This is a genomic window from Pseudomonas viridiflava (assembly GCF_003702045.1).
In the GTDB taxonomy this organism is placed as follows: domain Bacteria; phylum Pseudomonadota; class Gammaproteobacteria; order Pseudomonadales; family Pseudomonadaceae; genus Aquipseudomonas; species Aquipseudomonas viridiflava_C.
In genome coordinates this window covers 637675-650413 of record NZ_RBTP01000012.1, presented here as the reverse complement: position 1 = coordinate 650413, position 12739 = coordinate 637675, and the positions used below count along the sequence as shown (strand labels likewise).

At 61.3% G+C, this 12739-nt stretch carries 12 protein-coding genes and 1 riboswitch; of the genes, 11 read left to right on the top strand and 1 reads right to left on the bottom strand.

The window, feature by feature from the left end:
• Nucleotides 1-413 precede the first annotated feature (413 nt).
• The 7 genes from ALP40_RS05050 to ALP40_RS05020 all read left to right on the top strand — a co-directional run bounded on the left by ALP40_RS05050 (nucleotide 414) and on the right by ALP40_RS05020 (nucleotide 7749).
• On the top strand, nucleotides 414-1568 hold the full coding sequence (locus tag ALP40_RS05050) for a mandelate racemase family protein (protein ID WP_122207171.1): 1155 nt from the start codon (nucleotides 414-416) through the stop codon (nucleotides 1566-1568).
• An 89-nt stretch (nucleotides 1569-1657) separates the two neighbouring features.
• Nucleotides 1658-3280, top strand: coding sequence for an ABC transporter substrate-binding protein (locus ALP40_RS05045; protein ID WP_122207170.1), 1623 nt, complete (start codon nucleotides 1658-1660; stop codon nucleotides 3278-3280).
• A 41-nt stretch (nucleotides 3281-3321) separates the two neighbouring features.
• Nucleotides 3322-4359 (top strand): ABC transporter permease, encoded by a 1038-nt coding sequence (locus tag ALP40_RS05040; RefSeq protein ID WP_122207169.1) that lies wholly within the window; start codon nucleotides 3322-3324, stop codon nucleotides 4357-4359.
• A complete protein-coding gene (locus tag ALP40_RS05035; RefSeq protein WP_122207168.1) occupies nucleotides 4359-5264 on the top strand; it encodes an ABC transporter permease in 906 nt (301 codons plus the stop codon). Before ALP40_RS05040 ends, ALP40_RS05035 begins: the two co-directional genes overlap by 1 nt.
• A 20-nt stretch (nucleotides 5265-5284) precedes the next feature.
• On the top strand, nucleotides 5285-6124 hold the full coding sequence (locus ALP40_RS05030; protein ID WP_122207167.1) for an ABC transporter ATP-binding protein: 840 nt from the start codon (nucleotides 5285-5287) through the stop codon (nucleotides 6122-6124).
• Nucleotides 6125-6134: 10 nt separating this feature from the next.
• Nucleotides 6135-6899 (top strand): ABC transporter ATP-binding protein, encoded by a 765-nt coding sequence (locus ALP40_RS05025; protein WP_122207166.1) that lies wholly within the window; start codon nucleotides 6135-6137, stop codon nucleotides 6897-6899.
• Nucleotides 6900-7026: 127 nt separating this feature from the next.
• Complete coding sequence (locus ALP40_RS05020) at nucleotides 7027-7749, top strand: oligogalacturonate-specific porin KdgM family protein (protein WP_122207165.1); 723 nt, start codon at nucleotides 7027-7029, stop codon at nucleotides 7747-7749.
• A 143-nt stretch (nucleotides 7750-7892) separates the two neighbouring features.
• On the opposite strand, the gene ALP40_RS05015 is transcribed toward ALP40_RS05020, so the two are convergent.
• Nucleotides 7893-8627 (bottom strand): FadR/GntR family transcriptional regulator, encoded by a 735-nt coding sequence (locus tag ALP40_RS05015; RefSeq protein ID WP_122207164.1) that lies wholly within the window; start codon nucleotides 8625-8627, stop codon nucleotides 7893-7895.
• A gap of 109 nt (nucleotides 8628-8736) precedes the next feature.
• On the opposite strand from ALP40_RS05015, the gene ALP40_RS05010 reads away from it, so the two are divergent.
• The 4 genes from ALP40_RS05010 (at nucleotide 8737) to ALP40_RS04995 (ending at nucleotide 12632) form a co-directional block, all read left to right on the top strand.
• A complete protein-coding gene (locus tag ALP40_RS05010) occupies nucleotides 8737-9453 on the top strand; it encodes a FadR/GntR family transcriptional regulator (protein WP_122207163.1) in 717 nt (238 codons plus the stop codon).
• 19 nt (nucleotides 9454-9472) lie between these two features.
• A riboswitch (cobalamin riboswitch) is annotated at nucleotides 9473-9671 on the top strand.
• Between the two features lie 134 nt (nucleotides 9672-9805).
• The gene (locus ALP40_RS05005; RefSeq protein ID WP_122207162.1) at nucleotides 9806-10825 is read left to right on the top strand and encodes an ABC transporter substrate-binding protein; all 1020 of its coding nucleotides are present in this window, start codon (nucleotides 9806-9808) and stop codon (nucleotides 10823-10825) included.
• Nucleotides 10822-11844 (top strand): iron ABC transporter permease, encoded by a 1023-nt coding sequence (locus ALP40_RS05000; protein WP_122207161.1) that lies wholly within the window; start codon nucleotides 10822-10824, stop codon nucleotides 11842-11844. Before ALP40_RS05005 ends, ALP40_RS05000 begins: the two co-directional genes overlap by 4 nt.
• On the top strand, nucleotides 11841-12632 hold the full coding sequence (locus ALP40_RS04995; protein WP_122207160.1) for an ABC transporter ATP-binding protein: 792 nt from the start codon (nucleotides 11841-11843) through the stop codon (nucleotides 12630-12632). Before ALP40_RS05000 ends, ALP40_RS04995 begins: the two co-directional genes overlap by 4 nt.
• The last annotated feature ends 107 nt before the right edge of the window (nucleotides 12633-12739 follow it).

Genomic DNA, 12739 nt, shown 5'->3' with positions numbered 1-12739 from the left:
ATTCGCATGCACATCGAGATCAACCGTCGCCAGACTGTTCTCGCGGGCGCTGCAGCGTTCCGACAACATGACCTGCTGACAAAATACCCTTCGTGGAAACGGACTTGTTCACGAATAGTCCGGTCGGCGTTTGCTGTGAGACAGCGCTCCATGGAAGACGTCGTGGGGCCTTCTTCAAGGCGATTAATCGCTTAACCTCATAAAGGTATGACGACTTTACAACCGTCTCATCACGCCACCAACCAAGGCCTATGTGCCTCCCGCTCCGGATAGCGCCCTATAATCTGCGCTTATATCGTATAAAGTCGTCATACGACTCTTGACATCGTTCGACAAAAGCACGAATACTCGGCCCAACGTTGTATGACGACATACTAGAATTTCAAATAACGACAATATATCTAAAGGCTCTCATGAACATCACCTCGGTCAGTGTCGACGTCTTTACCTTCCCCTCGCGACGTGCTGTAGACAGCGCAGGCCACGCCCATCCCGGCGAAGAAAAACCGGTCAGGATGGCCATGCTGCGCATCGCCTGCGACGACGGCAGTGAAGGTTTTGCCTTCGGTCCTCCCGAGCTGATTCGCCCTCACATCATTGAGTCGTTCGTCAAAAAGGTACTGGTCGGCCAGAACCCGATGAACCGGGAAAAGATCTGGCAGGAACTGGCCCACTGGCAACGCGGCAGCGCCAGTCAGTTCACCGACCGTGCACTGGCGCTGGTGGAACAGGCACTGTGGGATCTGGCGGGACGTGTACTGAAACAGCCCGTACACAAACTGCTGGGCGGTTATCGCGACAAGGTGTTGGCCTACGGTTCAACCATGTGCGGCGATGACCTGGCAGGCGGCCTGTCTACCCCGGATGAATACGGCCAGTTCGCCGAGAAACTGGTCCAGCGCGGCTATAAAGGCATCAAGCTACACACCTGGATGCCGCCTATCTCCTTCGCCCCCGATCCACGCATGGACGTTCAGGCCTGCGCCGCCGTACGTGAAGCCGTCGGCCCGGACATCGCCCTGATGCTCGACGGTTATCACTGGTACAGCCGCACCGATGCGCTGTACATCGGGCGCGAACTGCAAAAGCTCGACTTTGCCTGGTTCGAAGAGCCGATGATGGAAGACTCCGCCGAATCCTATGCCTGGCTGGCAGCCAACCTGGACATTCCGGTTCTTGGCCCGGAAAGCATTTCGGGCAAGTACCACAGCCGCGCCAGCTGGGTCGCCAATAAAGCCTGTGACATCCTGCGTGCAGGCGTGGCCGGTGTCGGTGGTATCGGGCCATGCCTGAAAGTCGCGCACCTGGCCGAGTCGTTCGGCATGGATTGCGAAGTCCACGGCAACGGAGCTGCCAACCTCGCCGTGGTCGGTGCGATCAGCAACTGTCGCTGGTACGAACGCGGCCTGCTGCATCCTTTTCTCGACTACGATGACGTGCCAGCCTACCTCAACACCCTGGTCGACCCAATGGACAAAGACGGCTTCGTGCACCTTAGCGAGAAACCGGGTCTGGGCGAAGACATCAACTTCAGCTACATCGAGACCCACACCGAACAGCGCTACTGACAGGTGGCGTGACGAGGGGTCTCAAGGCCCCCTCGCTAAAGCGTTTCGACAAACAAGCGTCTGAATAACTATAAAAAAGGACCGCACTCATGAAGCTCTGGCCCAAGCACCTGCCCTGGCTGCTTTGCGTCGCCATGACGGCGACACTCATGCACACCCCGCCCGCCCTGGCTCGGGGCGAAACACCGGTGGATCAACTGGTGGTCGGCATGAGCATGATCAACCTGCTGTCACTTGACCCGGCCGGTGCGACCGGCCTTGAAGTGGCCGAGGTCAATTCCAACGTCTACGACATGCTGCTGGAGCAGGACGCGGCCAAACCCGACCAGTTGATTCCCGCACTGGCCGAGCGTTGGGAAATCAGTCCCGACCGCATGCGCCTGACTTTTCACCTGCGCCCTGGCGTGATGTTTCACTCCGGCAACCCGTTGACCGCTCAGGATGTCGCCTGGTCGCTGCAACGCGTGGTAATCCTGAACAAGGCGCTGGCTTCGACCTGGAAAGCTTACGGCTACACCGCCAGCAACGTAGGTGAACTGATGCGCGCCGAAGGCCCGTCGACGTTCGTGCTCGATCTGCCCAAAGCCACCGACCCGATGCTGGTGCTCAACACCCTGGCGACCTCGCCAAGCGCCTTCATCATTGATCGTCTCACCGCCCTGCAACACGCCAAAGGCGATGACCTCGGCGCAGGCTGGCTGACCACCAACACCGCAGGTTCCGGCGCGTTCAAGCTCGACATCTGGCGCGCCAACGACGTGATTCTGATGAGCCGCTTCGAGCCGTACTGGCGCGGTCCGGCCAAGATGCGCCGGGTGATCATGCGCAACATGACCGAGTCCCAGGCCCTGCGCCTGATGGTCGAGCGAGGTGATCTGGACGTGGCTCGCGGCATGGCCGCCACCGACATCAAGGCCCTGACCCGCTCGGACGAGGTCGATGTGCAGACCATCCCGCGTGGCACGATTTACTACATCGCACTGAGCATGGAACAGCCGCTGTTCAAAGACATCCGCGTACGCCAGGCGATTCGCTCGCTGATCGACTATCAAGGCATCAATAACGTGGTCATGCCGCATTACGGCGTGATCAACCAGCGCCCGTTGCAATTGGGCCTGCCTGCACGCCTCGACGATCCGGGCTACACGCTGAACGTTGCGAACGCCAAACGCCTGCTGGCCGAGGCCGGGTATCCGGACGGCTTCAAGATCACTATCCGCTCGCTGACCGACTCGCCGTTCATCAACATCGCCACCAGTCTGCAATCGACCCTCGCTCAGGCCGGCATTCACGCCAACATCATCACGGGCACCGGCAACCAGATCTACGGTGCGATGCGCGACCGGCGCTTCGACATTCTGGTCGGTCGCGGTGGCGGCGGTGCCGAACGTCATCCTCACTCCAGCCTGCGCGCACTGATCTACAACCCCGACAACCGCGAAGAAGCCAAGCTGAGCAACTTTCAGGGCTGGCGCACCTCGTTCTACGACGCCGAGATCAATCAATTGATCGAGCAGGCCGAGCGTGAACGCGATGCCAGGCAACAGCTGGCGGATTACCAGCGCATTCAGACCCTCTACGACCAGAAAGCCGGGCCGATCATGCCGGTGTCGCAGATGACCGACGAGGTGGTGATTCACGCCGATGTGCGCGAATACCTGGGGCACAGCGCCGCCACTACGCGACTGCGTGACGTCTACAAGCAACGCTGAACACACGCGTTCAATCGCTCAAGCCAAGGCAGGAATACACCATGTCGAGTGCATCGATTTCATTTTGGAGCAGTCGGGTCGCCCACGGCACCCGTCGCAGCGGATCAGTGGCGGCGACCCTGTTCGGCTTGCTGTTGCTCACTTTCTTCATTGGCCGGGTGATGCCGCTGGACCCGGTACTGGCCATCGTCGGACCGGACGCAGACGCTGCCGCCTACGCTCAGGCTTATCAGGAACTGGGACTGGATAAACCACTGATCACCCAGTTCGGCATGTACCTCAAGGACCTGCTGCACGGCGATCTGGGCAAGGCACTGCTGACCGGCCACCCGGTGATCGACGACATCGTGCGGGTGTTCCCGGCCACGCTGGAGCTGGCCACCCTGGCCATCCTGTTCGGCGTGCTGATCGGCCTGCCGCTGGGCGTGTACGCCGCGACCCATCAGGGCCGCGCCGGGGACCACGTCGCTCGGGTCATCACCCTGTTCGGTTACTCAACGCCGATCTTCTGGTTGGGCATGATGGCGTTTCTGGTGTTCTACGCCTGGCTGGGCTGGGCAGGCGGCGTGGGACGCATCGGCCTGGCCTACGACGGTCTGATCGAAACCCGCACCGGCCTGTTACTGATCGACACCGCACTGTCCGGCGACTGGGAGGCGTTTCGCAGTGCGCTGCGCCACATCCTGCTGCCCGCAGTGATCCTGAGCTTCAACTCCGTGGCCTATATCAGCCGCATGACCCGCAGCTTTATGCTCGAACAGCTGTCGCAGGAATACATCATCACCGCTCGGGTAAAGGGCCTGTCGCAACGGCGCATCGTTTGGGGCCACGCGTTTCGCAACATTCGCGTGCAGTTGCTGACCATCGTCGCCCTCGCCTACGGCGGCCTGCTGGAAGGTGCGGTGCTGATCGAAACCGTCTTCGCCTGGCCCGGCTTCGGCCAGTACCTGACCAGCAGCCTCCTGCTGGGCGACATGAATGCGGTGATGGCCTGCGTGCTGTTGATCGGGCTGATCTTCGTGGTCCTGAACCAGATCAGTGACGCCCTCTACAAAGTCTTCGACCCGAGAACCCGCTGATGACGACTTCCATGACAAGCAGCGCCAAATCGACGTTCCAGGCCCCGACTTCAAGCCTTGCGGCCTTCGCCAATAGCAGCGCCAAGCTGATGCGCTTCCTGCTGCGTAATCCGATGACCCTGGCGGGACTGATCGTGATCAGCACGCTGATGATCGTCGCCCTGTTCGCCCCCTGGATCGCGACCCACGATCCGCTCGCTCAGGACCTGTCCGCTGCGTTGCGCAGCCCTGGTGCGCAAAACTGGTTCGGCACCGACGAGTACGGCCGTGATGTGTTCAGCCGTCTGGTGTACGGCTCGCGCATCACGCTCTACATCGTGATGCTGGTAACGGTAATCGTCGGCCCCATCGGCCTGCTGATCGGCACGGTGTCGGGCTACTTCGGTGGCTGGGTCGACAGCCTGTTCATGCGCATCACCGACATCTTTATCTCGTTCCCGAGCCTGGTGCTGGCACTGGCCTTCATCGCCGCACTGGGCCCAGGGCTTGAGCATGCAGTGATCGCCATCGCCCTCACCGCCTGGCCACCCATCGCCCGTCTGGCGCGGGCCGAAACCCTGTCGCTGCGCAACGCCGATTTCGTCGTCGCCGTGAAGCTGCAAGGCGCCTCGTCGGCAAGGGTCATCGGCCGCCACATCATCCCGATGTGCCTGTCTTCGGTAATCATTCGCCTGACCATGAACATGGCCAGCATCATCCTCACGGCCGCCGCACTGGGCTTCCTGGGCCTGGGTGCGCAGGCACCGCTGCCGGAATGGGGCGCGATGATCTCCAGCGGTCGCCGCTACATGCTGGAAAGCTGGTGGCTGGTGGCAGCACCCGGCGCCACGATCATGCTGGTCAGCCTGGCGTTCAACCTGCTGGGTGACGGCCTGCGCGATGTACTCGATCCACGCAGCGAATGACAATAACAAGGACGATCACCATGTCTCAGATAAAGCTTGCGGTAGAAGATTTGCGGGTCGAGTTCCATAACGCTGGCAAGACCACGGCGGCGGTTCGCGACGTATCGTTCACCTTGGGCCGCGAAAAGCTGGCGATTGTCGGCGAGTCCGGCTCGGGCAAGTCGACCGTCGGGCGCAGCCTGTTGCGCCTGCACCCGGCCAGCGCGCGGATCACTGCAAAAACCCTGCGTTTCGGCGACATCAATTTGCTCGATTGCAGTGAAAAACAGATCCAGGGCATTCGCGGGCGTCGCATGTCGATGATCATGCAGGACCCGAAATACTCGCTCAATCCGGTGATCAAAGTCGGCGAGCAGATCGCCGAGGCTTATCTGGCACATCACAGGGTATCGCGCAAGGAAGCCCGCGAACGCACGCTGGACATGCTCGCCAAGGTGCATATCCGCGAACCCGCCCGGGTCTACGAGCTGTACCCGCACGAGGTGTCGGGCGGCATGGGCCAGCGCATCATGATCGCCATGATGGTGATCACCGATCCGCAGGTGATCATCGCCGACGAGCCAACGTCCGCGCTGGACGTATCGGTGCGACGCCAGGTCCTCAATGTGCTCGAAGAGCTGGTCAGCGAGCGGGATCTGGGGCTGATCTTTATCAGCCATGACTTGAACATGGTGCGGCATTTCTGTGATCGCGTGCTGGTGATGTACGCCGGACGCGTCGTGGAATCGCTCAAGGCCGACGAACTGGATCAGGCCTGTCACCCCTATACCCAAGGCCTGCTGGCGGCACTGCCCAGCCTTGACCGCCCACGCGCCAGCCTGCCGGTATTGCAGCGCGATCCCCTCTGGCTCACTCACTGAGAACGCTCCCATGGCAATGATTGAAGTCAATTCACTGAACCTGAGCTTCGGCACAGGCGCTGCGTTGAATCAGGTGCTGCGCGACGTCAACCTGCAGGTCGAGCAGGGCCAGTCGTTCGGGCTGGTCGGCGAGTCGGGGTCCGGCAAGACCACTGTCCTGCGTTGTCTGGCCGGGCAATATCATCACTGGACCGGCGCGTTGAGCATCGCGGGCCAGAAGGTCGGTCGCAAGCTCGATGCCAGCCATTACCGCACCGTGCAGATGGTCTTTCAGGACCCCTACGCATCGTTACACCCGCGTCACACCATTGACGCGGCCCTCAAGGAACCGCTGAGCATCCACAAGATCGACCAGCGTGACCGACGCGTCTGCGACGTGTTGAACCGCGTCGGCCTCAACGAGAGTTTCCGCTTCCGCTACCCGCATCAGTTGTCCGGCGGCCAGCGTCAGCGCGTTGCGATTGCCAGAGCGCTGATTCTGGAGCCGCGCGTGTTGCTGCTGGACGAACCGACCTCGGCGCTTGACGTCTCGGTTCAGGCTGAAATCCTCAATCTGCTGGCGGACCTTCGTCAGCAGCAGGGCCTGACCTACCTGATGGTGACCCACGACCTGGGCGTAGTCGCGCACCTGTGCGACCGGGTCGCGGTCATGCAACAAGGTCAGGTTGTGGAAACCTTGGAAAGTAGCCAGTTGAGCAACGATCAGGCGCAGCACGACTACTCCCGACTGCTGATCCAGGCCAGTCGCGACATGGACGTGCGCCCGAGCGGCTGACCGCTGAAGGTCCTGCTCACAACCAAACCCAGCTGACAGCGTGATCCCTGGCCGAAACGGCCATCGGATCCGGCTGCGTGCGATTTGCCTCAAACACCTTTTTTCTCACACGAACAAGAATAAAAAAATGAAAAAATCAATCGTATTGCTTTCCCTGACCGCCCTGTTTCCAAGCGCATGGACCCATGCCGACAGCGCGTATATCAACTATCGGCATCAATACGCGGAAAGCACGCGGATGCACGCCGACCGGGTGAAGTTCGGCACGCGGCTGGACAGCGGCTGGGGGTTTGAAGGCGAACTGAAATACAAGACAGCGGGTGACCGGCAGGACGTCGCGTTCGACAACACCGTGGGCAACGGGCACGAACTGACGGTCAGTTACCAACACAAGCTCAATGACAAATGGCTGCTGACGCCCTCCTTCGCGCTGGAAAGCATCGAAAAATCCACCGCCTACAAAATGGGCCTCAAGCTCGGTTACAAAGTTTCCGATCAACTGACGATTTCCGGTCGCTACCGCTACGACTCGATCAAGCTGGATCGCGACAGGGTCGACCGGGACATGCCCGACAATCAGATGAACGACCAGTCGGTCAACCGCTACGACGTCTGGGTCAACTACGCCACCAAAGGTCCTTGGTCATACGAGTATCAGTTCACCTATTTCGACGCCGACTACATCCGCTACGACAACGACAAGACCGACTATGAACAGAACGCGGCCTTCAAGTACAAATGGGACAAGAACTGGGTGCCGTTTTTTGAAGTGGGCGACATCAAGGTCAACGCCGAGGATGACAAACGCCAACTGAGGTTGCGGGTGGGTGTGCAGTACAACTTTCTTTGAGGGTTGGCCTGGCACTGCCCTAGATTGCCGGGACGCGGAGCGTCCCAAGAGGCATTCCCACGCTGGAGCGTGAGGAACGATCAGGGTGGGGCTGACAAAGCTGATTGTGCCGATGCTCCGCGTCGGCATGCGTCCCTTCGATGTCAGTCGCTGTACAAGGCCTGTGTCCTGCGCAGGCGCATGCGGCTGCCGTTGAGGTGCAGGTACATCGCAGCACGGGCGGCGTCGACGTTGCCTTCGGCGATGGCGTTGTAGATCTGCCGGTGCTCGGCGTTGATGCCAGCCAGATACGCACTTCGGTCGCTCTGCCCGGTGTAGGCCGAGTTCATCCGGGTGCGGGGAATCAGCTTGGTCCCCAGGTGCTTCATGATGTCGATCAGGTAGGCATTGCCCGACGCCTTGGCGATCTTGAGGTGAAATTGAAAATCGGCGTTGATGGTGGTCCCGGATTTCTGCGGACCTTCCAGCAACGCATCGAAGGCACGCTTGAGCTCCAGGAGCGCTTCGGGACTGCGCCGCTCTGCAGCCAGTCCTGCCGCCTCTACCTCAAGGCTCAGACGAAACTCCAGCAAGTTCAAGACATCCGCCACCGTGGCAATGGTGGCAGGCCCGACGGAAAACCCTTCCGGCGGCGGCATATCGAGTACAAAGGTTCCGACACCATGACGCGTTTCAACCAGCCCCGCCGCCTGCATCCTCGACAACGCATCACGCACCACCGTGCGGCTGACGCCCTCGGCCTCCATGATGTGCAACTCCGAAGGCAGCTTTTCACCGCGCTGAAGCACACCGTCACGCATGCGCTGGGCAAAGCGGTCAACCAGGGTTTCAGCCAGGCGGCGATGATTCTTTTGCGAGGAAAGCGCGTTGTCCGACATTGCAGCCTCATTTTTATCGAATACCCGAGTATAGGCTGCGATCCCCGCACAAAACACGCCCTGAGTGCGGTTATACTCAGCGCCCCGACACGGACCTGATCATCCCGCTATGGAACCTACCGCACCTCCGAAAGGCCGCCGTTCCAGCCTGACCCAGCAACTGGTTGCCGAATTCGCCCGCAGAATTCGCGAAGGCGAGATCCAGAGCGGTGAAAAGCTGCCCACCGAGCAGGTGATCATTCGTGAAACCGGGGTCAGCCGCACCGTCGTCCGCGAGGCCATGTCTCGCCTGCAAGCCGAAGGGCTGGTCGAAACCCGGCACGGGATCGGCACTTTCGTGGTCGATGCTTACGCCTCTAATGCGGCCCAGCCGGATGGGCCGTCAATCGGCACGCCCGGCGATGCCGTGGCGATCATCGAATTGCGTCTGAGCCTTGAGCCTGAAGCCGCAGCGCTGGCTGCGCAGCGCCGTACCCCGGAGCAACTGGATGCAATTCGTCAGGCGCTCGACGCCCTGCACCGCTGCGTACGCACCGGTCGCGACACCCTGCAAGCCGATTATGAGTTCCATCGGTGCATTTCCCTCTGCACGGCCAACAGCTTCTTCACCGATGTCATGAACCAGTTGGGCAGTAGCATTCTGCCGCGCTCACGCAGTGGGTTTGGCAATATCGTGTCGATGCAGGTCGAAGATGATCCGGACGCCCAGCAGCGCGAGCAGGAGCAGATCTTCGATGCCATCGCCCATCAGGATCGTGACGCAGCGCGGGCGGCGATGCGACTGCACCTTATCAACAGCCTGCAACGCCTGCGCGCAAAGCCATAGCAGGTCCCTGCCTTATCGTTTACCATGCCGCCCCGTCGGTTTCCGAGAGGAACTAACAGGGAATTCGCACGCTTCGGCTCATGAAGCAAAAACGAAACTGCCCCCGCAACTGTAGGCATCGAGCCTGCTCCACGACTGCCACTGGGTGATACCCGGGAAGGCCGGAGCCAGGCGATGACGTGCCAGTCAGGAGACCTGCCGACCTGAAACCATCACTAACCGGCGGGGTGTCCGGGAAGGACATCTGCGCGCAAGGCCTTATTGCGTCGCGCTCCGCCGCCGTTGGTGAGCCTGGATGTATTTTCCTGTTGTGCTTGCGCCCTGACACACGTTTGAACCGAGGTCGCATCTCATGACATTGCCCCGCCTTGCACTTGCTTCACTCCTTGTCGGTTTCTGCATGTCCGGTGTGGCATTCGCCGCGCCGACCCAATACCCGTTGACCCTCGAAAACTGTGGCTACTCGCTGACCTTCGCCCACGCGCCGGGCAAGGCCGTGACCATCGGCCAGTCGGGCACCGAAATGCTCTATGAGCTGGGCCTGGGCGACAGACTGGTCGGCACCTCGCTGTGGTTCAACGACGTGCTGCCGCGCTTCAAGGAACAGAACGACAAGGTCGAGCGCCTGGCCAGCAACGAACCCAGCTTTGAGGCAGTGATCGGCAAACGCCCTGAACTGGTTGCCGTGCAACTGGAATGGATGGTCGGCAAACAAGGCGCAGTCGGCACCCGTGAGCAGTTCCACGACCTGAAAATTCCGACCTACCTGATGCCGTCCGACTGTGAAGGCAAGGACAATCTGGTCGGCGCCGATGGCACGCGCCTTGAGGCGTTCCGCATCGAGACCATCTACAAGAGCATCGAGCAACTGGCGCAGATCTTTGACGTGCAGGATCGCGGCGACAAACTGGTTGCCGACCTCAAGGCCCGCCTGAACGCGGCGGTTGCCAACGTCAGGCAGAACCACGACAAAGACGTGTCGGCAGTGTTCTGGTTCTCCAGTTCAGACCTTGCGGCCGATCCGTTCGTCGCGGGCCGCAAGGGCATACCGGACTTCATGCTCAATAACCTGGGGATGCGCAACATCGTCCAGTCCGATGAAGAATGGCCCACGGTTGGCTGGGAAACCATCGCCAAGGCCAACCCGAGCATTTTGGTGATCGCCCGCATGGACCGCCGCCGCTTCCCGGCCGACGATTACCGCAAGAAAATCGAATTCCTCAAGTCTGATCCGGTGACCCGCAACATGGACGCGGTGAAGCACGACCGTATTGTGATCATTGATGCCGAAGGCATGCAGGCCAGCTTGCGCCTTTTCACCGGCATCGAAGAGCTGTCCGCCGCCGCCAACCGTTTCAACGCCACGCCATGAGATTGCCCGTCGCGCTCGGCCATGTGATCTGGGTATCAGCGGTGCTGGTGCTGGCGATCATCGTCGGCGCTGCCATTGGCGAAACCTCGATCAGCCTGCAGGTGGTGTTTCAGGTGCTCGCCAACAAAGTGTGGGCGGCAGGCTACGCGCTTGATCCTATCGATGAGGGCATCGTCTGGAATTACCGGCTGACCCGCGCCATCGTCGCCGCTGCCTGCGGTTCAGGCCTGGCGATCTGCGGCGTGGTGCTGCAATCGCTGTTGCGCAACCCGTTGGCCGATCCCTACCTGCTGGGCATTTCCGCCGGTGCTTCGACCGGCGCGGTCATGGTGGCGATACTGGGTTTCGGTGCCGGCGTCATTTCCATGTCCGCCGGCGCGTTCGTCGGCGCGCTGGTGGCGTTCTCTCTGGTCGCCCTGCTCGCCCATTCATCGCGGGGAAACACCGCAGCCGGGCAGATCATCCTGGCCGGAATCGCCGGCTCGCAACTGTTCAACGCCCTCACCTCGTTCCTGATCACCAAGTCGGCCAGCTCCGAACAGGCACGCGGCATCATGTTCTGGTTGCTGGGCAATCTGAGCGGGGTACGCTGGCCCTCGGTGTGGCTGGCGGTCCCGGCGGCACTGTTCGGTTTGCTGGTGTGCCTCTGGCATCGGCGCGCGCTGGATGCGTTCACCTTTGGCAGCGACTCGGCCGCCTCCCTCGGCATCGCCGTTAGGCGGGTGCAGATCGTGCTGATCGCCACGGCGGCACTGGTCACGGCGGTGATGGTCTCGATTGTCGGGTCCATCGGTTTTGTCGGCCTGGTCATTCCTCACGCCGTGCGCATGCTCACGGGTGTGCGCCATGCCCGGCTGGTGCCGCTGAGCGCCCTTAGCGGGGCGCTGTTTCTGATTGCCGCCGACATTCTTTCTCGCACCCTGATCAAGGGCCAGGCGCTGCCCATCGGGGTAATCACCGCCCTGATCGGCGCACCGGTATTTGCGCTGATCCTCATTCAGGGGAACAGGACTCGATGAACGCCTGCACGCCGAGCGTCGGTACGTCAGTGCTCCGCTGCACAGGCCTTGGCTATTCGGTTCGCGGCGCGACACTGCTGCAGGATGTGGACCTGAACATCGTCCAAGGCGAAACACTCGGCATCGTGGGGCCGAACGGCTCGGGCAAGTCGACGCTGCTCAAATTGCTGTCCGGTATCCACAAACCCTCACGCGGTCAGGTCGTGCTCGGCGAACGCCCTCTGACGAGCCTGAACCGACGCGACATCGCCCGTGCGCTGGCGGTGGTCGAGCAGCAGGCGGAAACCAGTGACGCGATCACGGTACTGGACGCTGTGGAACTGGGCCGCACGCCCTGGCTGTCGGCACTGGCACCCTGGAGCGACACGGATGACCGGATCGTCCGGCAGGCACTGCTGGATGTGGACATGCTGCCCTTCATCAAACGCGCCTGGCACACGTTGTCGGGCGGCGAGCGGCAACGGGGGCATATTGCCCGGGCGCTGGCACAAAGGCCGGAGATCCTGTTGCTGGACGAGCCGACCAATCATCTGGATATCCAGCACCAGTTGACCATCCTTGGCCTGGTCAAGGCACTGCCGGTGACCACCGTCATCGCCCTGCATGACCTGAATCAGGCGTTGGACTGCGACCGGGTGGCGGTCATGGAAAAAGGCCGCATGGTTGCCTTGGGCGCACCGGCCGATGTGCTGACGCCCGAGCGTCTGCTGGACACTTTCGGCGTCATCGCCCGCTGGCTGACCGACCCGTTCGACGGCTCTCGCATTCTGCGTCTGCGCTCACGCTGACACACGCCCCTCGCCCACCGACAGTCAGTAATTGGCGCCCTGGCGATCACTGCAGGTGCGCTGCGCGGCCCAGCGCACTACAATGCGCGCTTTGCCCGCCGCCGGAT

Bases quoted from the DNA above. Each gene is read 5' to 3' on its own strand.
- ALP40_RS05020 (WP_122207165.1), top strand. From the start codon at position 7,027: ATGAAAAAATCAATCGTATTGCTTTCCCTGACCGCCCTGTTTCCAAGC.
- ALP40_RS05025 (WP_122207166.1), top strand. From the start codon at position 6,135: ATGGCAATGATTGAAGTCAATTCACTGAACCTGAGCTTCGGCACAGGC.
- ALP40_RS05000 (WP_122207161.1), top strand. From the start codon at position 10,822: ATGAGATTGCCCGTCGCGCTCGGCCATGTGATCTGGGTATCAGCGGTG.
- ALP40_RS05010 (WP_122207163.1), top strand. From the start codon at position 8,737: ATGGAACCTACCGCACCTCCGAAAGGCCGCCGTTCCAGCCTGACCCAG.
- ALP40_RS05035 (WP_122207168.1), top strand. From the start codon at position 4,359: ATGACGACTTCCATGACAAGCAGCGCCAAATCGACGTTCCAGGCCCCG.
- ALP40_RS05050 (WP_122207171.1), top strand. From the start codon at position 414: ATGAACATCACCTCGGTCAGTGTCGACGTCTTTACCTTCCCCTCGCGA.
- ALP40_RS05045 (WP_122207170.1), top strand. From the start codon at position 1,658: ATGAAGCTCTGGCCCAAGCACCTGCCCTGGCTGCTTTGCGTCGCCATG.
- ALP40_RS05005 (WP_122207162.1), top strand. From the start codon at position 9,806: ATGACATTGCCCCGCCTTGCACTTGCTTCACTCCTTGTCGGTTTCTGC.
- ALP40_RS05040 (WP_122207169.1), top strand. From the start codon at position 3,322: ATGTCGAGTGCATCGATTTCATTTTGGAGCAGTCGGGTCGCCCACGGC.
- ALP40_RS05015 (WP_122207164.1), bottom strand. From the start codon at position 8,627: ATGTCGGACAACGCGCTTTCCTCGCAAAAGAATCATCGCCGCCTGGCT.
- ALP40_RS05030 (WP_122207167.1), top strand. From the start codon at position 5,285: ATGTCTCAGATAAAGCTTGCGGTAGAAGATTTGCGGGTCGAGTTCCAT.
- ALP40_RS04995 (WP_122207160.1), top strand. From the start codon at position 11,841: ATGAACGCCTGCACGCCGAGCGTCGGTACGTCAGTGCTCCGCTGCACA.